This window comes from Micromonospora sp. LOL_015 (genome assembly GCF_048060275.1).
Taxonomy (GTDB): domain Bacteria; phylum Actinomycetota; class Actinomycetes; order Mycobacteriales; family Micromonosporaceae; genus Micromonospora_E.
Map to the genome: position 1 here is coordinate 257,676 of NZ_JBHMIO010000002.1, position 20,820 is coordinate 278,495.

The following is a 20,820-nucleotide window of genomic DNA, read 5'->3' on the forward strand; positions in this document are numbered from 1 at the left end:
CCACAAGCACTCTCTGTCATGTCGATCATGGGAAGGTGAGCATGGCGCACCGCAATCCGCTCAAAAACCTCTGCGCATCGGTAGATGCCGATGCAATCGGCTGTGGGTCGACCGCCGTGGATCGACCTACGGGTGCCTGTCGCGATTGGTTTTAGCTTGCTAGGAAACAGCTTGCGCTAATCGTTCCAGTGTGTACGGAGCAGGGGAGTCCAGATCTTAGTGAACCAACGTATTGGACGCACGCTCTTGACATTTGTGACTGTGCCGATGGTTATCCTGACCTCAGCGGCCTCACCAGTGCAGGCTAAAAGTCTTCCAGTAACGTCTCAACACTCGATGGCACTCCAGTCTCTGCTTGACTATTATCCAGGATCTGTCGCTATCGACGAGAACACCGTCCGAGCGGCACCCGGCGTGCTCGTCACACTGCCTGCCGATCATCCGCGGGATAAGCGTTTCGCCAATACCACCGCAGCTGAAATGCCGACCGCCACTAAGCGCATCGCTCCACCCGCACCGTCCGCAGTTCATGTAGCCAAGAACGCCGAGCCAATTTCGCCCGCCGCAGAAGACTATTTCTACGGCTGCTACTATGAATATCTTTGTCTTTATACAGAACCAAATTTGCATCCTAGTAGTGCGACCATTTCTTTTTATTACTGCCAGTTCAAGGATCTTGGTGCCATTCCATTCCCTGGGGTGGGTACTGGAACGATCGAATCTCATCCTGGGTGAACAATCAAACACCAAATACTGCTAGCCATTTCTACAACTGGAACGGCGTCAACCAATGGACTCTCCTGTTTAGCTCCTACGCGTTCGAATACAATACTGGAATGGGTCCATGCGATAACATTCTCGATGCCGTCCGCGTTTGTTAGTGGCTCTTGAGGACCGGCTCTGATATTTAGCTCGCTGGCTTGCCGGTGGCGATGGGGTGAATTGCGGTCTGGCTGCGCTCTCTTCGTCACCGGCAGTTCGCGATAGTTTGTAGCGAACCCGGTAACGTATCTTTACCAGGACGGTTAGTACCTGCCAGCTAAATTCGCAGTTCCCATTTTCAATCGTCGGGGGATGTAGGGCTCGGCTCAGTTGCGGCCGCATGAAGTCTCCCACGGGGTGCGTGCTTCGGCCGGCGTACTCATGAAACGTCATCAGGTTGCGGTGGGGTGGGTGCGGTCGGGTTGGATGCGGATGGTGGCGGGCTGGCCGGGGTGGCTGGCGGCTTGCTGGCGTACCTGGGTGATGTAGCTGGTGGTGTCGGGAGCTGGACCGGCGGTCGTGAGCTGTTGTGGGGCGGGGATGGGTTGTCGGGGGTCGGTGGGGATGGTCGCGCGCAGCGCGCCGTAGGGGTAGCGGTGGCAGAGGGCGACGGCTTCGGGCAGGGCGGCGCTGGTGGGGACCGGGTCGACGGTCGGCGGGGTGGCCGGATCGGCGACCTGGACCGACCAGGTGTGGCCCTGCATCAGCTCGGGCCGGCCGATGCTGTCGCGGTGGTCGACGGCGGTGATGTCGAGGGCGAGGCCGAGTCCGGTGACGAGTCGGGCCAACTCGTCGAGGGTGGGGCCGGGCCAGTCGGTGGCGCGGGCGATGATGCGGGCGCCGTCGTGGGCGGCGGCGGCTTCGGCGAGGTACGCGGCGAGCGGGTCGCCGCCGTGGTGGATCTGGCTCACCCCGTTGCGCAGGTGCTGGTCGATGACGTGTTCGCCGTCGATGTCGGTCAGGTCGGTCGGCTGTACGCCGAACTCGGCGGCGAGGGAGCCGATCCGGTAGTGCTCGGGCAACTGCCACACGCTGGAGCCGGATGGTCGGTCGGTGTGGGCGAGAGCGGGTGGGGTGCCGTCGTCGTCGGGTCGCCAGTTACGGTGCACGGTGCGGCCGCGTAGGTCGGTGACGGTGACGACGGCGCCGTGGCGGACCCGGCGGGTGCCGTAGCAGTCGGTGCAGTAAGGCGGGTCTGCCGCATTGGTGCATTGTGGGCAGGGATGGGTGGGGATCGGCTCGCCCCAGTATCTCGGCGCTGGCGGCTCCCAGCCGCGTACGAATCGGCCGCCGGCCCCTCCCGGTTCGGTGTCGCCGGGTCGCAGGCTGGTGTGCCACCAGTGCCGGTTACGCCAGATCGCCTGCGCGCCGCCGTGCTGCTCGGCGTCGGCGATCATGCGTCGTTCGAGTTGGTCGAGGTCGTGGCCGCCGGGGTGCCCGTCGAGCCCGACCGGCACCGGGTGCGGCGTGAGGGCGGACTCGGCGAGGTAGTGGGCGGGGAGGTTCCAGTCGGCCACGGCCAGCCCGGACGCGGCCCGTTCCGGGCTGATCGAGGTGACCGCCGCCGGCAGGTCGGCTACCCAGCGGTGCGCGTAGTCGGGCACTTTCCCGCCAGCGAGTTCGTACCGGATGTCCCAGCTCAGCCCGCTCGGGGTCGACGCTGGTCGGGCTTCGAGGACCAGGTCGACATGGAGTTGGTCGGCGAGCGCGCACAGCCGGCCGAGCAGCCGACCCGGGTCGCCCGGCGGCGGCGGTTCGCTGCTGCGGCCGATCAGGACCAGCCACGGCGCGGTGAGCCGGTTGGCGAGCGCAGACGCCTCCCACCGGTGGCGGTCCCGCTGCGGGATGCCGGGCTGCCACTGGACCGGCAGGGTCAGCCCGGACGACGGGAGCCGGCCGGGTTCGTCGGGGAAGTCCGGGTCGCACAGTGTCGCGGCGGCCACCCCGGCACGCTGGGCGAGGTCGGTGACGATCGGGGCGTACGGCAGCCACCAGGTGCCGTTTGGGGTCGGTAGCGGGGTGAACGAGCCCGGCACGAGGCTGGTCGAGGCGACCGCCCCGGTGTCGAGGTTGGCGACGGTGACCACGAGTTGCGCCCGCCGCCGCTCGGACCCGAACCCGACGACGTGGACCGGGCCGGCCGGCACTCCGTTGACCCCGGTCACCCGGTCACCCCCGTCCCTGCCTGGAACTGTTGGAACTGCAGTGACTGCCAGTCCCGCAACGCCTGCTTGATCCGCACGTTCTCGTCACGGGTGGCGGCCAGTTCGGCGCGCAGTGCGGTCAGCTCGTCGGCGACCAGGTGCAGGAACGTGCGTACCTCGGTGGGGTCACAGCCGCGCCGGACGCGGTCGCCGAACCGACGCTCGCGGACCAGGCCGGGACTGATCGACGGCCGCACCGGCCGCCCGTACAGATGACCGACGCTGTTCGGGGCACGTCGCACCAGCCTGCGCTGGCCGGCCGCAGCGTCGGTCGGCCGCTGGTTGTGGCGCGCGATCTCGGCGAGCAACCGCCGGTTGCGCCGGCTCCGCACCGGCGGTCGACGGAACAGGTCAAAGAACCTACGCACAGCAGGAACCACCTTCCAAGAGTCGGAAACCTTCAGGGGTACGGGTCGAGAGGGCGCGGCTCACGTCGCAGTTGTGCCGCCGCCCTGGTCAGCGGTGCCGGCGTGGGCGCGGTGCCCATCGGAGACCGTCGCGCTGGACGAAGATCTCCCGCCGTTCGCGGGCTTCACCGTCCGGTGCCAACACATACCCGGACAACCAGACCCAGTCCTGATACGTCCACCGTTTGTCCACTGTCGTCACCCGGAACCGGAAGCCTCGCCCGGCCGTGAACTGGACACTCGCCCGGCCGTCGATGATCAGCTCGTCGCCGGGTCTGGGATCGGCAGGTGAACGGCTGGCCGGCACGCTACCGATCAGCCGCCGGCATCTTCACGCGGAGGAAGTCGAGGGGTCTGCGCACGGTAGGACCGCCTTTCAAGCTCGCTGATCGGGCATGGTCTTTGGTAGAGCGGGTGGAAGGGCGGCCCGACCCCGAACGGGGGTGCGGAGGTCGGGCCGCCCGCCCTGCGCACGCAGCCTCAATCGGCGGTACGAACACAGGGCCGCTGAGTACAGCCGAGGCGGATTGCTTCACAGGAGGAGTGGGCTGACTCCATTCAGTGACGCAGCCCGCCCCGGCTGCCGGGCCGGGTGCACCCGGAGGGTGGAAAGCCAAGCTGCCGAGCGAGGCGTTCCGAGGAGCAATGTTAGGTAGGTTAGATACCTAAGTCAACATCAGTCTTGTAGGTAGCCAAGTTCCATGGTCAAATCGAGGTGCCGAGCGAGGAGTACCTTGAAATGCCCAGTCGACCTGCCGACTACCTACGTGTCGTCGATGACATCACCCAGCAGATCCGGTCCGGTGAGCTGTCGCCGGGCGACAAGCTGCCGACCTATGCCCAGCTCTCCGACACGTACAAGGTCAGCGTCTCCACCGCCCAAGCCGCCCTGCGGCTGCTGCGCGACCGTGGTCTGGTCGAAGGCCACCAGGGCAAGGGCACGTACGTCGCCGAGCAAGCCACGGAGATGTGATCCCCGCGCCCGAGCTCGTGGCAAGGCCCCCACGCCGCCGGTGAAGCCCACAGCCCAGAGCACTGCGAAACGCATTGCCGACTACGCTACGCAGCAGCTGGGTTAGGCGCTCGCACCGGATCGCGACAGATCCGGATATCTGATCTTGATCCCGCCCCGCTCGGGACCAAACGAGACGGACCGGTGATGCTAGCTGGTGCAGGCACCGTCGGCGAAGGACCGAGCTTGTTACGGGGTGTCGACGATGGCAGTGGCCTCTGCCGGCCGGACGGGTCGACGGGGCATGTCTACCAGGGAAGGGCGAGCGGTGCGGATCGAGTTGATCACCGGCGACATCACGGCCGAGCGGGTGGACGCTGTGGTCAATGCCGCGAACTCCTCGCTGCTAGGCGGCGGTGGGGTCGATGGGGCGATCCACCGCAAGGGCGGTCCGGCGATTCTGGAGGAGTGTCGTGCCCTTCGGGCCAGCCGGTACGGGCAGGGCCTACCGGTTGGGCACGCTGTGGCGACCACCGCCGGGCGGTTGCCAGCCCGATGGGTGATTCACACTGTCGGGCCGGTCTTCAGCCCCGACGTCGACCGCGCCCCCCTGCTGCGCAGTTGCTACACGGAGTCGCTGAGGGTCGCCGCTGGCCTGGGCGCACAGGTCATCGCCTTCCCCCTGATCTCCTCCGGCGTATACCGCTGGCCGAAGGAGGACGCCGTTCTCCAGGCGTTGACCGCCCTGCACTCCGAGCAGCCGACTACCGTGGGCCTGATCCGCCTCGTGCTCTTCGATGAGCGGACCCGCCGAACCGCCGAGCATGTCAGCCAGACTTGCAATCACGGCCGGTGACATCCAGCGACGGCACTCGCACTCTTCAACGCGGCAGATGAGTGCGCCGGCTAGACGGTGTCGATCTCAACCGTAGGTGATTCCAGCGCAATCGAGCAGGCGGCACATGTCGTGAAAGCCCTCGACACACGCATCGACGACAGCGCCATGGCGGCCGGCCGACGTGGCGTACTGCAACAGAAAGTACGGGTCGACGGCATCGGGGACATAGATGTTGGCCTCGACAACCTCGCCGCTCGCCACGTTCTCGAACCGGCAGTGCTTCCCGTGCAGGTGCAGGTACCAGGTCGCGTCGTCGTACCGTACGGACTCCGGGTAGTCCGTGTCGTCGTCGCTCCCCGGCGGCGTACCAGCCCTCATCTGTTCGACGAGCGCTGCGGCTGTTCGGCGGAACTCGGCGACGAGGCTTTCCAGGATCGGGCGTAGCCTCGTGGCTTCTTCGTCATCGACGAGTCGCAGCACGGTAAGGACCGGCCCTCGACTCCGTGGCGAGGCGAAGACAACCACATCAGACCCGAGCGCGGCCTGCTGTCAACGACATTTGAAATTCTTCACGCGTCGTCGACACCTGCAAGGCGCGGGCAGTGACGGTGGCGGTTGGCATCGTCACTGCCTCGTCGAGCGAGATGAACAGACCGCGGCCACGAGCGACCCGCTGACGAATATCGGAAGGATCCGGCACGCCTGCGGCAATCACAGGACCTACCTTCCCATACGCGGCATGAGCGGATGTCGTCGCGTGTTGCGGGGCGGGTGTGCCACCGCCGGAACTGCCCAGCAGACGTACGCCAGCGCCCGCCCCGCCGGGCGGGCTCACCGCACGCCGATCACTGTGCCTCGATCATGCCCGTCGCCAGCAGCACGATCAGTAGCAGGCCCAGCCCCAGCCGGTAAACGATGAAGATGCTGTACGAGTGCCGGGCGATGAACCGCAGCAGCCAGGACACCGAGAAGTACGCCACCACGAAGCTGACCGCCGTCGCCACAAGAGTGTTCGTCCAGCCCACCCCGTCGGCGATATTGCCCGCCTTCTCCACGCCCTGCAGCAGCGACGCGCCGAGCAACGCCGGGATGGACAGAAAGAACGACAACTTTGTCACCGTCACCCGGTCCAGGTCACGCAGCAGGCCCGCCGACATCGTCGCCCCCGACCGCGACACCCCCGGGATCAGCGCCAGACACTGCACCGTCCCGATGATTAGCGAGTCCTTCCAGGTCACATCATTCTCGTGCCGCCCCTGCGTGGCAGCGTGATCGGCGTACGCCATCACCCCGCTCCACACGATCAGCGCCCCGGCCACGACCCACAGGCTCCGCAAGGTCGTCTCAATCGTGTCCTTGAACAGCAGCGCCATGACCACGATCGGCAACGACCCAAGTATCACCGCCCAGCCGAACCGGTAGCCCGGATCAGCCCGCGCTGCCGCGGAGAACAGCCCTCGGAACCAGACCGGCACGATCCGCGCGATGTCCCTACGGAGGAACAGGATCGTAGCCAGCACCGCACCGGACTGGATGATTACCGTGAATGCTGTGATGTCAGGATCGTCGAGCTCGTACCCGAGCAGCTTTTCAAGAATGGTCAGGTGGCCCGTGCTCGACACAGGCAGGAACTCGGTGAAACCCTCCACCGCGCCGAGTAGCACCGCTTCGAAGATGTTCAACCCTGACCGCCTTAATCCCGTTCTGATCGGGCTTGAGCATAGAAGCAATGATCATGCCCTGCCGTGCCGAGTCCGGACCGGCGCCACCGAGAGCTGGGCCCGGATCGATACGACGACCTGGGCGCAAATGCTTACGCCGGGTCACGGTCCGAACTGTCAGGCTCCCACGCCTATCGAAGCCACCAACGATGCCAATGTAGCCAAACGCTCGCTCATCGGCAGATCCGGACGCCATGGGGATAGCTAGCTCAACAACGCCTGTCACCCAACGCCACCGACCTGGACCTACAGCAGGTGCGCGGCCAGCCGACGAACGCAGCCAGAGGCTGGGTGTGCTTGCCAGTGCGCAACTCGGTACGGCTGGTATGTCGACAACGAGCGTTGGGCGGGCTGCAGCGACAGCGGCCAGGGTGACGGATATCCGTCGCGCAGGGTCGCCGGTCCGTAGCTGGTCGACTATGGTCGGGCGTACCTGACGAACGTGAGTTGCCTTCCGGTACGGCGGCTCCGCGACCGGGGAGGCCGGCTCGGTGAGCGTCGACGAGGTCAAGGCTCAGCTGGGCAGGGGCCTGGAGAGCGCCCGCAGCGGCATGAACACTTTGCAACAGGCTGCCGCTACAGCGGGCGAGGCCCTGGAGTTGGCGACTTACACCTGTCAGGGCAGCAACCATGAACTGGCTACCGACGCCCTGACCGAGGCCAGGTCCGCGCTCCGCGAGATCAAGTTGGCGATCGCCCGACTGGACGCGGGGATCGAACTGGTCGAGACGTACCGCGCGAGTTTGTGATGGCTGGGACGGTCGCCGAGGTCATTGCCCAGCTCACGCGCGCGTCCACCGGCCTCAGCTCGGCCGCGGCGACGTGCCTGCGCGCTCAGCAGGAAGTGACCGGCGCGTACCAGGCCCTTTCCACAGCCAGCGCTGGCGCATCGGCGCATGCTGTCGCCAACGCGACGGCCGAGTGGGAGACCGCCGCCGACAAGGCCGGGAAGGTTGCTCGCCTGCTCATGGAGGCTGTCGGGCACCTCAACGCCTACGCCAACCGCATCGCCCCCGGCTCGGCACCCACCGAACCGACGCTCACTGGCCCGACCGGCGAAGAACTCCTCGCCGACACCACCCGCCGCTCCGACGCCCGCCGGGGGCCCGGCAGCTTCTTCAACAAGATGGCACGCAAGTCTGAGGATGTGCAGGACACCGGCAAGAGCATGGTCGAGCTGGGCCAGGAGGCGATTCGCATCCTTGGCGGCCCACGCGGCCCGGGCGGCGCACAGACCAGCCACACCGGTACGCCGAACGCCGTCGTCCCAACCCATCCTGTCCGGATCGACCCGCCGGAGGCAGGTGGCCATATCCTCATCCTCGGGCTGATCGCCGGCATCACGGTCAACCGTGCGGTGAACGTCGCACGCGAGCAGATAGCGAGGTACTTGAAACGTGAGCGCCGACCAGAACCGCAGTGACATGATCCGTGCCATGGCCCGGGGAGACTGGGGCACGGCCGATCGGCTCCTCGCCGAGATCGGCGACAAAGGGCTACGAGAAGGGCCTCAGACCATCACCGCTGCCTTCTTCGTCGCGGTGCAACGACGCTTCGGCGAGACACCTGACCTGCAGCAGATCGCCAACTTCGTCGCCACCACCCGTCAGCGGTACGCGGACGGTCACGAACTGCCCGCCCTGGCGATGGAGGGCATGATCCGAGGAGCCCTCGGCGAAGCGGACCTGCTCGACGGCATCGCTCCGGACGTAGCCTTCTCCGCGCAGATCGTGATCCTCGGGACTCTGCTGCAGGACGAACAGTGGACCGAGGCCGAGCTGGAGGAGTTCATCCGCGACGTCGAGCAGACCGCCGCCCAGTACATGTAGCCAAGCAGGCCCGGATGCTACTGGACCTGCACTCGGCAACACCTGACAAGCGTTGCCGCTAGCCGCCGCTCCCGGGGCCGGGCAACGCGAAGGGATCTGCGGGAAGGAAGCAGCCGTAGTCCTGCAGCGGTTGCTCATCGTCGATGACCACCTGTTGCAGCCTGCCTGCGGGCGACAGACCGTCAGGCCGGTCCTGGCCACGTACGCCAGGCAGGGGCCCACCGACACCGACTACGTCGTCGTTCGCAGCGTCGGCCGCGAGCGCTCCGTCCCGATCGAGCATGGCGTGTACGGCGTCGTAGACGTCAGCCACCGCCTCGGCCGCCTCGGCATCGGTCATGCCCGGACTGCGATCACGAAGCGCCTGCCGTGCCGCTGCCATGAATCGGTCCGGATCCACCACGACTACATCGCGTCGTGTCCGGATGCTGATCGTCATGCCCGCTGTCGGTTTCCCGGCACCCGCCATGCCGCGAGGGTAGCTCCAACGAGCCGGCGCGGCGGATGTCAATGCACGGTGTGACGTTTCGCGAGCGTTCTGCCGGGCGGCAAAGCAGCTCGGCGCACGCGGACAGGGGTTCCCGGAGCCGGGACAGACGGGCCAGCCAGGGCAGGCAGTCAGACAGTGTCAGGGGGTCAGACGGCGAAGGTGGTGGGTCGGTCGGTGGCTGCCTTCGGCGGGGTGGCCTGCCACATACCCAGCTTCTGCGCGCCCAGCCGGCTCAGGTACGCCGGGTTGAGGATCACGTAGCGGCGCCACAGCCGTTTCGGCTCCAGCCCGAGCCGCCACAGCCACTCCAGGCCGGCACGCTGCATCCAGGACGGCGGCTTGCGTAGCAGGCCGGCGTGGTAGTCGAAGGCCGCGCCGACCGCCATCAGCGGCATGTCCAGCAGCGGGCGCATGGCGTACGCGAAGACCTCCTGGCGCGGGCAGCCCAGCCCGACCAGCACCAGCCGGGCACCAGAAGCCCGGATCCGGTCGGCGATCTCCACATCCTCACCAGGGCCGACGGCGCGGAACTTCGACGGCTCGACCCCGGCGAACTTCAACGCCGGGAACATCTGCTCCAGCTTCGGCACCAGCCGGTCCAGCGTCTCCTCGGTGGAGCCGTACAGGTAGACCGGCAGCCCTTCGTCGGCGCAGCGCTGCAGCACCCGCAGGGTGAGCGTCGGCCCATAGACGCGGTCTTTCAGCCCTGCTCCATGCAGCAGGTTGAGTCCCCAGCGCACCGGTTGGCCGTCCGGGGTGACCAGGTCGAACGAGTTGAGCCGGGCGTTGTGCGCAGGGTCGAGGACCCCGGTCATCACCCCGTGTACGGCGAGTGCGGTCAACGCCAGCGGCCGGCGCTCCCGGGCGGCGTCGACCACCCGCTCGGTGGCGGCCTCGTAGTCGACGGCGTCGACCAGCACCCCGAGCAGGTTGCGTTTGCCCTGGTCGATCATTTTCCGGGCACCCACTTGTCGACGTTGGCCTGGTAGATCTCCTGCAGGATCATCGGTACGTCGTAGACCTGCTTCCAGCCAGGGTAGTCACGCTGGAAAGCGGCGTTCGAGCCGATCCACCACTGGTGGTCGCCGACCCGGTTCGCCTCCTGGTACTCGGTGATCATCTTTTCGCCGGTGATCTGCTCGGCGATGGCGAACGCCTCCAGGTGCGAGCAGTTGGAGTGCCGGCCGCCGCCCAGGTTGTAGACCGCCGCCGGGCGCGGGTCGCGGAAGAACGCCTCGAAGGCGGAGACCACGTCGTGGCTGTGGATCGCGTCGCGGACCATTTTGCCGCCGTACCCGAAGATCTTGTAGGTCCGTCGCTCCATGTTGCAGCGCATCAGGTAGCCGAGGAAGCCGTGCAGCTCGGTCGCCGAGTGCGCCGGCCCGGTCAGCGTGCCGCCCCGGAAGCAGGCGGTACGGATGCCGAAGTAGCGGCCGTACTCCTGCACCATGATGTCGGCGGCGACCTTCGACGCGCCGAAGACCGAGTGCAGGCAGGCGTCGATCGACATGTCCTCGGTGATCCCGCCGGCGTACGGGTGGTCCGGGGTGATCTCCCACCGGGTCTCCTGCTCGATCAGCGGCAGGCTGTTCGGCCGGTCGCCGTACACCTTGTTGGTGGAGCAGTGGATCACCGGTGCCTCGGGGCAGTGTTCCCGGACGTTCTGCAGCACGTTGAGGGTGCCGCCGCCGTTGACGTCGAAGTCGGTGAACGGGTCGCGCACCGCCCAGTCGTGCGACGGCTGCGCGGCGGTGTGGATCACCACGGCGATGTCCCGGCCGTACCGCCGGAACAGGCCCGCCAGGGCGTCGCGGTCGCGGATGTCCACCGCCTGATGGGCGTACGCCGCACCGAGGTCGCGCCGCAGGGTCTCGACGTTCCAGGCGGTGGACGCCTCGGGGCCGAAGAACTCGCGGCGCATGTCGTTGTCGATGCCCACCACGTCCAGGCCGAGGCCGGCGAAGTGCCGGGCCGCCTCCGATCCGATCAGACCGCCGGAACCGGTAACCAACGCGACGCTCACACGACACTCCTGAGCTGGGGGGTGGAGTAAACGGTCAACAGGATATCCGGGCGATATGTGAAGAAGGCCCCGCCGTCCGGCGGAGCCTTCTTGATCGTTGCAAGCTGGTCCGGGTGGCTGGTGCCGCCCGACCTGCTGGTGGGGAAGGGGGGAGTTGAACCCCCACGCCCTTTCGGGCACACGGACCTGAACCGTGCGCGTCTGCCATTCCGCCACTTCCCCGGATGCTGTCCGGGACAGTCGGTAGAAGACTAACCCGGCCGGTCCTTCCCGATCCCGGTGGGGGTGTCGGTCGGGGCCACCCGCTGGCAGGTGCCGGGACATACTACGCTGTCCCTGGTCGCCCCGTGCTTGATATCGCCCGCGACGCCTGGCGAAGAGTAGCACGGGGCGGGTCGGTCGTTCGGGACAGGCCGGGAGCGGTGGTCGATCGGCGTGCGGGTGGCACGGGCGACGGCCGGATACCATCATGTCCTCGGAACCCGAGGAGGAGCCGGTGAGCGTGCTGCAACGCTTCGAGAAGCGTCTGGAAGGCCTAGTCGAAGGGGCCTTCGCCAAGGTGTTCAAGGGTGTCGTGCACCCGGTGGAGATCCTCAACGCGATGCAGCGGGAGGCTGAGGCCCACAAGGCGATCCTGGCTGGTGGGCGCACGCTGGTGCCGAACCGCTACGTAATCGATCTCTCGCCGTACGACCACAGTCGGCTGGCTCCGTACGCGGCGGCCCTGGCCCAGGAGCTCGCCCAGTCGCAGGCGGAGTTCATCGGTGAGCAGGCCTGGACGGTCTACGGCGACGTGATCGTCGAGATTGAGCGGGGCGACGGGCTCGACACCGGGATGTTCCGGGTGACGGCCGAGGTGTTCACCGGCGGCGACGTCGCGCCGGTGCAGCAGCCCGGGTACGACATGCCCGGGGGTGGTCAGGGCGGCTATCCGCCGTACGACCAGCAGGGCGGGGGGTACGGTCAACCGCCGCACTCGCCGGCCGGCACCCGCAACGTACGGCTGGTCTCGGGTGACGGGCGGACCTATCCGCTGCAGATGGGTTCGACCGTGATCGGCCGGGGTGACCAGGCCAATCTGCGCCTGCCGGACGTGGGGATCTCCCGCCGACACGCCCGGCTCGACTTCGACGGTGCTCAAGTGGTGCTGACCGATCTGGGGTCGACCAACGGGACCATGGTCAACGGGCAGCGGGTCTCCGCAGTGGCCCTGAACCCCGGTGACATGATCCAGCTCGGGACGACCACGCTCACGTTCCGAGTGGATGGCTAACCTTGCCCGAATTCGTCGTTGCCGTCGCCCGGGTCGGCTTCATCGTCCTGCTGTGGATCTTCGTCTTCACGGTGGTGGGGGTGATCCGTCGGGATCTGTTCGCCGGTGCCCGGTCCAGCCGCCTGGTCGCGGCTCCGCGCGGGGTCAGCAGCAGTACGGCACCGGCCCGGCCGGCCAAGGTCAAACGGGGGCGGGCCGCTCATCAGCTCGTAGTGACCGCTGGCCAACTGGCCGGGACTAAAATTACTTTGGGTGAGTCTCCGATTACGATAGGTCGGGCAGAGGACTCCACCCTGGTCATCACCGATGACTACGCGTCGGCGCGACACGCCCGGCTGATGCCCCGGGACGGCCAGTGGTTCATCGAAGACACGGGTTCCACTAACGGGACCTACCTGGACCGCGCTAAGGTCACCGGACCTACCCCCGTACCCCTCGCCGTGCCGATCCGAATCGGCCGCACATCTCTTGAGTTACGGCCATGACTCTGACCCTGCGCTATGCCGCCCACAGTGACCGCGGACTGATCCGTGACGGAAACCAGGACTCCGTCTACGCCGGGCCGCGGCTGCTCGCCGTGGCCGACGGCATGGGCGGGATGGCCGCCGGTGACGTCGCCAGCAACCTCGTCATCGGGGCACTCGCCCCGCTCGACGAGGACGTCCCCGGCGACGCCATGGTCGACGCCCTACGCGGCGCCGTCGGCCTGGCCAACCAGCACCTCCGGGACACCGTCGACGCCAACCCCCATCTGGAGGGGATGGGCACCACGCTGACCGCGACGCTCTTCTCCGGCAGCAAGATCGGCATGGTGCACATCGGCGACTCCCGGGCGTACCTGCTGCGCAACGGGGAGTTCGCGCAGATCACCAAGGACGACACCTACGTCCAGATGCTGGTCGACGAGGGCCGGATCAGCGCCGAGGAGGCCAGCAGCCACCCCCAACGGTCGCTGCTGACCCGGGCGCTGGACGGCCGGGACATCGACCCGGAGTACTCGGTACGCCAGGTCGTCGCGGGCGACCGCTACCTGATCTGCAGCGACGGGCTGTCCGGCGTGGTCAGCCCGGACACCATCGCCGAGACGCTGCGCGAGTACACCGACCCGGGCAAGTGCGTCGAACGCCTGGTCCAGTTGGCGCTGCGCGGCGGCGGCCCGGACAACATCACCGTCGTCGTCGCCGACGCCACCGACCAGAGCATCCACGAGCAGGCACCGATCGTCGGCGGTGCCGCCGCCCGCGACCGGGGCATGGCCACCGCCGCCGACGACTCCACCCCGGCCGCCCGGGCTTCCGCGCTGTCCGCGCCCCGGGCCGCCGTGCCGGAGCCGGCCGCCGCCGCTGCCGCCCCGGACGACGAGCCGCAGCGCCCCCGCCGCCGGCCGCTGCGCGCGGCGATCGTTCTGGTCGTGCTGGTCGGCATCCTCGGCGGTGGAGTCTGGGCCGGCTGGGCCTACACCCAGCGGCAGTACTACGTCGGCGCCACCGGCGAGGGCCAGCTGGCGATTTTCCAGGGCATGCCGGGCGAGGTGGCCGGCGTCAGCCTCTCCACCGTGCACCAGACCAGCGACCTCGCCCTGGACGACCTGACCTCCGTCGCCCAGGACCGGGTCAAGCGCGGCATCCACGCCGGCAGCGAAGCCGAGGCGCAGCGGCACCTGCTGGAACTCACCCGGGACGACGCGGGCAACCCCAACCTGAAGCCGATCTGCCCACCGACGCCCACCCCGACCCCGTCACCCACGCTGTCCCCGTCACCGGAGGCCGACGTGACCGGTTCGCCGGGTGCGACGCCCGAGGGCCTTGCCTCCGGATCACCGACCGGCCCGGCGAACAGCCCGTCACCGGGCGCCACCCCGAGCCCGTCAGGTGCCCCGGAGAGCTCCCCGGACGCCCCACCGGTCGAGCCGGTCCCGCCGGTGACCAACCCGGCCGGTTGCCGGACGGTCGGCTGAGGCCGGCGAGCGAGGTGAAGGAAACCCAGTGACCGCTTCAGTCGGACCCGCCCCGCCGGCCATTACCGGTGAGATGCCGCGGATCCGCCCCATCAGGACGCGGCGAAACGCCGAACTCGGCCTGCTGGCCCTCGCGCTCGCCGTGGTCGCGCTCTACTCGGCCGCGGCCGAAGCGGCCGTGCTCGGCACTATCCGGCCCGGCTTCTGGGTGCCGACCGCCGTGGTCGGCGCGGTCTTCGTCGGCCTGCACCTGGTCATCCGGTTCTTCGCCCCGCACGCCGACCCGGCCCTGCTGCCGGCGGTGGCCCTGCTCAACGGCATCGGCGTCGGTTTCCTGCGCCGCTACGACCTGGCCCAGGTGGCCGCCGCCGAACGGATCGACTATCCGATCTTCGCCGGCACCGGGGGGCGGCAACTGGCCTGGACCCTGGCCGCCGTGATGCTCGCCGCCGGACTGCTAGTCCTGGTCCGCGATCACCAGGTCGTCGCCCGGTACGCGTACACCCTCGGGCTGGCCGGGATCGTGCTGGTGATGATCCCGGCGGTGCTGCCGGCGCGGTACTCCGAAGTCAACGGTGCCAAGCTGTGGATCCTGATCGGCGGCTTCTCGATCCAGCCCGGTGAGTTCGCCAAGCTGGCCCTGCTGTCCTTCTTCGCGTACTACCTGGTCCGCAAGCGTGAAGTGTTGTCGCTGGCCAGTCGGCGGGTGCTCGGGATCGACTTTCCTCGGGGCCGGGACCTCGGCCCGGTGCTGGTGGTCTGGCTGCTCAGCGTCCTGGTCCTGGTCTTCCAGAAGGACCTCGGGACGTCGCTGCTCTACTTCGGTATGTTCGTCGTGACGCTGTACGTCGCCACCGAACGGGTCAGCTGGCTGATCATCGGTCTGCTGCTGTTCTTCGGCGGCGCCTTCCTGGCGTACCACCTGGGCAACATCGTCGGTGGCCCGTTCGCCAACTTCTACCAGCGGGCGAACATCTGGCTCGACCCGTTCTCCGACCCGTACGACGACGGTTATCAACTGGTCCAGGGCCTGCTCGGGCTCGGCACCGGCGGGCTGTTCGGCGCCGGACCCGGCGGCGGCCAGCCGTTGAAGGTGCCGGAGGTGCACAACGACTTCATCTTCGCCGGCCTCGGCGAGGAGATCGGCCTGTTCGGTCTCTCCGCGCTGCTCATCGTCTACCTGCTGGTCGCGCAACGCGGGCTGCGGGCCGGCCTGGCGGTACGCGACTCGTTCGGCAAGCTGCTCGCCGGTGGCCTGGCGTTCACCCTCTCCCTGCAGGTCTTCGTGATCGTCGGCGGGATCAGCGGGCTGATCCCGCTGACCGGTCAGACCACCCCGTTCCTGTCCGCCGGCGGCTCGTCGCTGATGGCGAACTGGCTGCTGGTGGCGATGCTGCTGCGGATCTCCGACGCTGGCCGTCGGCCGGTGGCGGGCGCTGAGCCCCGACCGCCCGGCGCGCCGGCCGGACCACCTGCCCAGTTGCACGGCGCGCCGACGGAGGTGATCCGCCGATGAACGCCCCGCTGCGCCGAGTCGGCGTGGTCATCATGGTGCTGTTCGGCCTGCTCTTTGTGAACCTCAACTGGGTCCAGGGCTACAAGGCCGAGGAGTACCGCACCAGCGACTACAACGGCCGGGTGCAGGTCGCCGAGTACGACCGGCAACGCGGCAACATCGAAGCCGGCGCCCGTGCCCTGGCCACCAGCACCCCGACCGACGGCGAGCTGCAGTATCTGCGCACCTACCCGGACAACGAGCTCTACGCGCACGTGATCGGCTACAAGCCGGTCAACCTGGCCGCCACCGGCGTGGAGAAGGCTGAGAACGAGTTCCTCGCCGGCACCAGCGACCAGCTCTTCGCCGACCGGGTCCGGGACCTGTTCACCGGCGAGGAGACCGGCGGCGGGAACGTGCTGCTCACCATCAACCGGCGGGCGCAGGAGACCGCGTACCGGCAGCTGCTGGACAACCGGGTCGGTGTCGACGTGGGCGCGGCGGTGGCGCTCGATCCGCGTACCGGCGCGCTGCAGGCCCTGGTCTCGCTCCCCAGCTTCGACCCGAACCCGCTGGCCAGCCACGACACCGGGGCGGCCCAGGAAGCCTTCAACGAGCTGGACAGCGACCCGAACCGTCCGCTGAACAACCGGGCCCTCGGCGAGGTGCTGCCGCCCGGCTCCACCTTCAAGGTCGTCGTCGCGGCGGCGGCCCTGGAGAACGGCACCACCGTCGAGACGCCGATCTCCGCCGGCCCGGTCTACCGGCACCCTGACTCCGGCACCGACATCCGCAACGCCGTCGACTCCATCTGCCCACAGGACGAGGTCACCCTGATCACCGCCCTGACCGACTCGTGTAACACCGGCTTCGCCAAGCTGGGTGTGGAGCTCGGCGCCGAGACGGTCAAGGCCAAGGCCCGCGACTTCGGCTTCGAGGACGAGGAGCTGGTCGTCGGCCGGACCAGCGGCGACGACGGCCTGCCGGTCGCGGCCAGCCGGACCGGCGACATCACCAACCCGGACGGCAGCGAGGACGGCGCGGCGCTGGCCCAGTCGTCGATCGGCCAGAACAACGTCCGGATGACCCCGCTGGAAGGCGCGATGATCGCGGCGGCGGTGGCCAACGGCGGCAGCCAGATGCGCCCGTACGTGATCCAGCAACTGCTGCACGCCGACCGGACCAGCAGCTACTACACCGCGGACCCGCGGGAGCTGCGCCAGTCGGTGAGCGGGTCGGTCGCCGCCGACCTGCAGGAGATGATGGTCAGCGTGGTGCGCAACGGCACCGGCCGCAACGCCCGGATCGACGGCTACACCGTCGGCGGCAAGACCGGCACCGCGCAGGCCGGCGAGGGCGACGACGACCACGGGTGGTTCATCGGCTTCGTCACGTCCGAGGACGGTGAGCCGATCTCGGCGGTCTGCGTACTGCTGGAAGGTGCCGGCAGCGGCGGCAGCGCGGAAGCGGCCCGGATCTCCGGCCAGATCATGCGGGCACTTGTCGCCGAGCGTGAGGGGCGATGAGATGCTGAGTTCCGGAGTCCTGCTCGGCGGCCGTTACCGGCTCGACGAGCGCATCGCCAGCGGCGGGATGGGCGACGTGTGGCGCGGCACCGACGAGGTGCTCGGCCGTACCGTCGCGGTCAAGAGCCTGCTCCCCGCGCTGCTGGAGGAGCCGGGCTTCGCCGAACGGTTCCGCGGCGAGGCCCGCACCATGGCCACCATCAACCATCCCGGCGTGGTCGACGTCTACGACTACGGCAGCGACAAGCACATCGCCTTCCTGGTGATGGAGTACGTCGAGGGCGACGCGCTGTCGCGCACCCTGTCCCGGGTCGGGCGGCTCACCCCGGCCCGCACCATGGCGCTGGTCGCCCAGGCCGCCGACGCGTTGCACGCGGCCCACGAGAAGGGCATCGTGCACCGCGACGTCAAGCCGGGCAACCTGCTGGTACGACCCAACGGCACGCTGGTGCTGACCGACTTCGGCATCGCCCGCTCGGAGATCGTCGGCCAGCTGACCGCCGCCGGCTCAGTGCTCGGCACCGCCTCCTACATCTCCCCGGAACAGGCGTCCGGCGCGGTCGCGACGCCGGCTTCCGACGTGTACGCGCTCGGCGTGGTCGCCTACCAGTGTCTGTCCGGTCGGCGGCCGTTCGAGGGCGACAATCCGCTGGAAATCGCCATGAAGCACGTGCGTGAAGTGCCGCGTGCGCTACCGTCGGACATCCCACCCGTGGTCCGCAGCTTCGTCGAGCGCGCGCTCGCCAAGGATCCCTCGGCACGCTGGCAGAGCGCCGCCACGATGGCCGCCGTCTCCCGGCAGGCTGCCACCACGCTCGCCGGCCCGCCCCGGCCACCACACGCCCAGCAGCACCCGGGCCAGCAGCATCCCGGCCAGCAGCATCCCGGCCAGCACCCGGCCGCGCCCCGGCCCACCCCGGCGGCGCCGGTCTCGCCGATGGCGTCCGGCCCTGCACCCATGTCTCCCGGGCCGATGTCGCCGGGGCCGATGTCGCCGGGGCCGATGCACCCCGGCTCGGTGCCGCCCAATTCGGTGCCGCCCGGTCAGCGGCCGCCGCTGGGGCAGCCGATGCCCGGACCACCCGGCTACCGGCCGGCCACCGCGCCGATGATGCCGGCCGGGTATCCGGCCGGCTACCATCACCCTGCCACCCCGGCGCGGCAGCCCCTTCCCGCGTCGGGTCGTCCACCCAACCCGTACGGCTACAACCGGCCACCAGCCCCGCCCCAGCGGTCCGGTGGCCTGCACCGGCAGGTGTTCACCGTCCTGGCGATCATCCTCGGAGCGTTGATCGTGTTGCTCTGCACCGGGCTGGTCGCTTACAAGATCATCGACAGCGCCGGCAATTCGGCCGCTCTGGGGCAACCCGTGGTGCGATTGGTTACGGCTGAGAACCAGATGGCAGCCGGACACGTCGAAATCAGCGTGGGACCCGTACCGTCGATGGAAGCACCCGACTTGGTCCGATCCGATGACGACCAGACGAGCGAAGGACGACAAGGACGATGACCGCGCAGGCCCGCCTGCTAGGTGGCAGGTACCAAGTCGGCGAGTTGCTCGGCTATGGCGGTATGGCCGAGGTTCACCGCGGCCGTGACCTGCGGCTCGGCCGTGATGTCGCGATCAAGATGCTGCGCACCGACCTGGCCCGGGACCGGACCTTCCAGGAACGGTTCCGGCGCGAGGCGCAGAACTCCGCCTCGCTCAACCACCCGGCGATCGTCGCGGTCTACGACACCGGCGAGGAGTACGCCGCCACCGGCGAGCCGCTGCCGTTCATCGTCATGGAGTTCGTCAACGGCCGCACCCTCAAGGAAGTGCTCGCCGCCGAGGGCCGGCTGCACCCGCGTCGGGCCCTGGAATACTGCGCCGACGTCTGCGCCGCCCTGGAGTTCAGCCACCGGCACGGCATCATCCACCGGGACATCAAGCCCGGCAACGTCATGCTCACCCAGACCGACCAGGTCAAGGTGATGGACTTCGGCATCGCCCGCGCGCTGGCCAGCGGCGCGACCACGATGACCCAGACCTCGGCGGTGATCGGCACCGCGCAGTACCTCTCCCCGGAGCAGGCCCGGGGCGAGTCGGTGGACGCCCGATCCGACGTCTACGCGGCCGGCTGTGTGCTATTCGAGCTGCTCTGCGGCCATCCGCCGTTCGTCGGGGACAGCCCGGTCAGCGTCGCCTACCAGCACGTCCGGGAGGACCCGCGGGCGCCGAGCGAGATCAACCGGGACGTCACCCCGGCGATCGACGCGATCGTGTTGAAGGCGCTGGCCAAGAACCCGGTCAACCGTTACCAGAGCGCCGGCGAGATGCGCGCCGACCTGCTGCGCGCCGCCTCCGGCCGGCCGGTGCTGGCCACCCCGGTGCTGCGCGACGACGACGAAACCGCGGCGATGGGCGCCACCGGGCGTACCGGCTCGACCCAGCGGATCCCCGGCGGCGTCGGCGGCCCGCCGCCGAGGCGGACCTCGCCGGCGGTCATCGCCGGGCTCAGCGCGCTGGGCGTCTTCGCGGTGATCGCCCTGGCCACCGGGCTGATCTGGATGAACCAACCCGACGAGCCGGTCACCGTCGTTCTGCCCCGCCTGATCGGCGCGCAGATCGAACAGGCCCAGCTGACCCTCACCGACCTGCAGCTGACAGCGGACGTCACCCCTCGCGACGACCCGAACTGTACGGTCAACACCGTCGTCGAGCAGTCGCCGGAGCCGGGCGCCGTCGAGCGGGGCTCCGAGGTGGCCCTCGTCGTCTGCTCCGGTCCAGGCAAGGTCCAGGTGCCCGACATGAAGGGCTTTACCCGCAGCGCGGCCGAGCAGCAGCTCACCGACCGGAAGCTGATCGCCGTTTTTGAGGAGGTGGACAGCTCGGCACCGAAGGACCAGGTGGTCGAGGTGCCCGGCGCCGGCGAGTTGGTCGAGGTGGGCAGCGAGGTCGAGGTGCACGTCTCGCTCAACAATCTGCGGGACATGCCGAACGTCGTCGGCTACACCGAAGCCCAGGCCGTCGCGACGCTTGAAAACCGCGGCTTCGACCCGCGGGTGATCGACGGGGAGGAAGTCGACCCGGCCGATGCCGGCATCGTCACCAGCCAGAGCCCGAACAACGGCGAGCACCGGGTCAACTCCCGGGTGGAAATCGTTGTCTCCCAGCCCCGGCAGGAGGAGGAGCCGTCGCCGGACCCGACCGGCAGCCCGTCGCCGACCGGATCCCCCCCGACGACCAGCCCGCCACCGGGCGACGGTGACGGCGAGGGCGGTGGTGGCGGCTCCAGCACCCCAGGCAGCGGAGTGAGCGGTCTGCTGCCCACCGCGCCCGTCTCCCGGCTGTTCGACTGAG

General features: G+C 68.7%; 21 protein-coding genes and 1 tRNA gene. 13 read left to right on the top strand and 9 right to left on the bottom strand.

Going from position 1 to position 20,820, the window contains the following annotated elements; genetic code table 11:
• The first annotated feature begins 219 nt into the window (after positions 1–219).
• On the top strand, positions 220–735 hold the full coding sequence (locus tag ACFHWU_RS03590; protein ID WP_416589802.1) for a hypothetical protein: 516 nt from the start codon (positions 220–222) through the stop codon (positions 733–735).
• A 419-nt stretch (positions 736–1,154) separates the two neighbouring features.
• Here the strand turns inward: ACFHWU_RS03590 and ACFHWU_RS03595 are convergent, their stop codons facing one another.
• On the bottom strand, positions 1,155–2,927 hold the full coding sequence (locus ACFHWU_RS03595) for a hypothetical protein (RefSeq protein ID WP_416589803.1): 1,773 nt from the start codon (positions 2,925–2,927) through the stop codon (positions 1,155–1,157).
• Complete coding sequence (locus ACFHWU_RS03600) at positions 2,924–3,334, bottom strand: DivIVA domain-containing protein (protein ID WP_416589804.1); 411 nt, start codon at positions 3,332–3,334, stop codon at positions 2,924–2,926. The genes ACFHWU_RS03595 and ACFHWU_RS03600 overlap by 4 nt, the downstream gene beginning before the upstream one ends.
• A 778-nt stretch (positions 3,335–4,112) precedes the next feature.
• Here ACFHWU_RS03600 and ACFHWU_RS03605 point away from each other — a divergent pair.
• Both ACFHWU_RS03605 and ACFHWU_RS03610 read left to right on the top strand, forming a co-directional pair.
• A complete protein-coding gene (locus ACFHWU_RS03605; RefSeq protein ID WP_416550963.1) occupies positions 4,113–4,346 on the top strand; it encodes a winged helix-turn-helix domain-containing protein in 234 nt (77 codons plus the stop codon).
• Positions 4,347–4,653: 307 nt separating this feature from the next.
• Positions 4,654–5,181 carry an O-acetyl-ADP-ribose deacetylase gene (locus tag ACFHWU_RS03610; RefSeq protein WP_416589805.1) on the top strand — a complete coding sequence of 176 codons (528 nt, stop codon included), beginning with the start codon at positions 4,654–4,656 and terminating at the stop codon, positions 5,179–5,181.
• Between the two features lie 66 nt (positions 5,182–5,247).
• Here the strand turns inward: ACFHWU_RS03610 and ACFHWU_RS03615 are convergent, their stop codons facing one another.
• From ACFHWU_RS03615 to ACFHWU_RS03625, 3 genes are all read right to left on the bottom strand, one after another.
• On the bottom strand, positions 5,248–5,643 hold the full coding sequence (locus tag ACFHWU_RS03615) for a DUF6896 domain-containing protein (protein ID WP_416589806.1): 396 nt from the start codon (positions 5,641–5,643) through the stop codon (positions 5,248–5,250).
• A gap of 46 nt (positions 5,644–5,689) precedes the next feature.
• Positions 5,690–5,878 (bottom strand): hypothetical protein, encoded by a 189-nt coding sequence (locus ACFHWU_RS03620; protein WP_416589807.1) that lies wholly within the window; start codon positions 5,876–5,878, stop codon positions 5,690–5,692.
• Positions 5,879–6,008: 130 nt separating this feature from the next.
• On the bottom strand, positions 6,009–6,845 hold the full coding sequence (locus ACFHWU_RS03625) for an undecaprenyl-diphosphate phosphatase (RefSeq protein ID WP_416589808.1): 837 nt from the start codon (positions 6,843–6,845) through the stop codon (positions 6,009–6,011).
• A gap of 530 nt (positions 6,846–7,375) precedes the next feature.
• Here ACFHWU_RS03625 and ACFHWU_RS03630 point away from each other — a divergent pair.
• Genes ACFHWU_RS03630 through ACFHWU_RS03640 form a run of 3 tightly spaced genes read left to right on the top strand, consistent with a single transcriptional unit; the run spans position 7,376 to position 8,713 of the window.
• Complete coding sequence (locus ACFHWU_RS03630; RefSeq protein ID WP_416589809.1) at positions 7,376–7,633, top strand: hypothetical protein; 258 nt, start codon at positions 7,376–7,378, stop codon at positions 7,631–7,633.
• Positions 7,633–8,307 (top strand): hypothetical protein, encoded by a 675-nt coding sequence (locus ACFHWU_RS03635; protein WP_416589810.1) that lies wholly within the window; start codon positions 7,633–7,635, stop codon positions 8,305–8,307. Before ACFHWU_RS03630 ends, ACFHWU_RS03635 begins: the two co-directional genes overlap by 1 nt.
• Positions 8,282–8,713, top strand: a complete 432-nt coding sequence (locus tag ACFHWU_RS03640; RefSeq protein ID WP_416589811.1) for a hypothetical protein — start codon at positions 8,282–8,284, stop codon at positions 8,711–8,713. The genes ACFHWU_RS03635 and ACFHWU_RS03640 overlap by 26 nt, the downstream gene beginning before the upstream one ends.
• Before the next feature lie 58 nt (positions 8,714–8,771).
• On the opposite strand, the gene ACFHWU_RS03645 is transcribed toward ACFHWU_RS03640, so the two are convergent.
• From ACFHWU_RS03645 to ACFHWU_RS03660, 4 genes are all read right to left on the bottom strand, one after another.
• Entirely contained in the window at positions 8,772–9,182 is a 411-nt protein-coding gene (locus tag ACFHWU_RS03645) for a hypothetical protein (RefSeq protein WP_416589812.1), read from the bottom strand.
• Between the two features lie 167 nt (positions 9,183–9,349).
• A complete protein-coding gene (locus ACFHWU_RS03650) occupies positions 9,350–10,156 on the bottom strand; it encodes a WecB/TagA/CpsF family glycosyltransferase (protein ID WP_416589838.1) in 807 nt (268 codons plus the stop codon).
• Complete coding sequence (locus ACFHWU_RS03655; protein ID WP_416550969.1) at positions 10,153–11,226, bottom strand: NAD-dependent epimerase/dehydratase family protein; 1,074 nt, start codon at positions 11,224–11,226, stop codon at positions 10,153–10,155. The genes ACFHWU_RS03650 and ACFHWU_RS03655 overlap by 4 nt, the downstream gene beginning before the upstream one ends.
• Before the next feature lie 136 nt (positions 11,227–11,362).
• Positions 11,363–11,448: transfer RNA gene (locus tag ACFHWU_RS03660), tRNA-Leu, on the bottom strand.
• Between the two features lie 247 nt (positions 11,449–11,695).
• Here ACFHWU_RS03660 and ACFHWU_RS03665 point away from each other — a divergent pair.
• The 7 genes from ACFHWU_RS03665 to pknB all read left to right on the top strand — a co-directional run bounded on the left by ACFHWU_RS03665 (position 11,696) and on the right by pknB (position 20,819).
• A complete protein-coding gene (locus ACFHWU_RS03665; RefSeq protein WP_416550970.1) occupies positions 11,696–12,499 on the top strand; it encodes an FhaA domain-containing protein in 804 nt (267 codons plus the stop codon).
• Between the two features lie 2 nt (positions 12,500–12,501).
• Entirely contained in the window at positions 12,502–12,984 is a 483-nt protein-coding gene (locus ACFHWU_RS03670) for an FHA domain-containing protein FhaB/FipA (RefSeq protein WP_278172744.1), read from the top strand.
• Entirely contained in the window at positions 12,981–14,456 is a 1,476-nt protein-coding gene (locus ACFHWU_RS03675) for a PP2C family protein-serine/threonine phosphatase (protein WP_416550971.1), read from the top strand. Before ACFHWU_RS03670 ends, ACFHWU_RS03675 begins: the two co-directional genes overlap by 4 nt.
• Before the next feature lie 73 nt (positions 14,457–14,529).
• Positions 14,530–15,972, top strand: coding sequence for an FtsW/RodA/SpoVE family cell cycle protein (locus tag ACFHWU_RS03680; protein WP_416551103.1), 1,443 nt, complete (start codon positions 14,530–14,532; stop codon positions 15,970–15,972).
• Positions 15,969–17,477, top strand: coding sequence for a peptidoglycan D,D-transpeptidase FtsI family protein (locus ACFHWU_RS03685; protein ID WP_416550972.1), 1,509 nt, complete (start codon positions 15,969–15,971; stop codon positions 17,475–17,477). The genes ACFHWU_RS03680 and ACFHWU_RS03685 overlap by 4 nt, the downstream gene beginning before the upstream one ends.
• Before the next feature lies 1 nt (position 17,478).
• Positions 17,479–18,987 carry a protein kinase domain-containing protein gene (locus ACFHWU_RS03690; RefSeq protein WP_416589813.1) on the top strand — a complete coding sequence of 503 codons (1,509 nt, stop codon included), beginning with the start codon at positions 17,479–17,481 and terminating at the stop codon, positions 18,985–18,987.
• Complete coding sequence (gene pknB, locus ACFHWU_RS03695) at positions 18,984–20,819, top strand: Stk1 family PASTA domain-containing Ser/Thr kinase (protein ID WP_416550974.1); 1,836 nt, start codon at positions 18,984–18,986, stop codon at positions 20,817–20,819. Before ACFHWU_RS03690 ends, pknB begins: the two co-directional genes overlap by 4 nt.
• The last annotated feature ends 1 nt before the right edge of the window (position 20,820 follow it).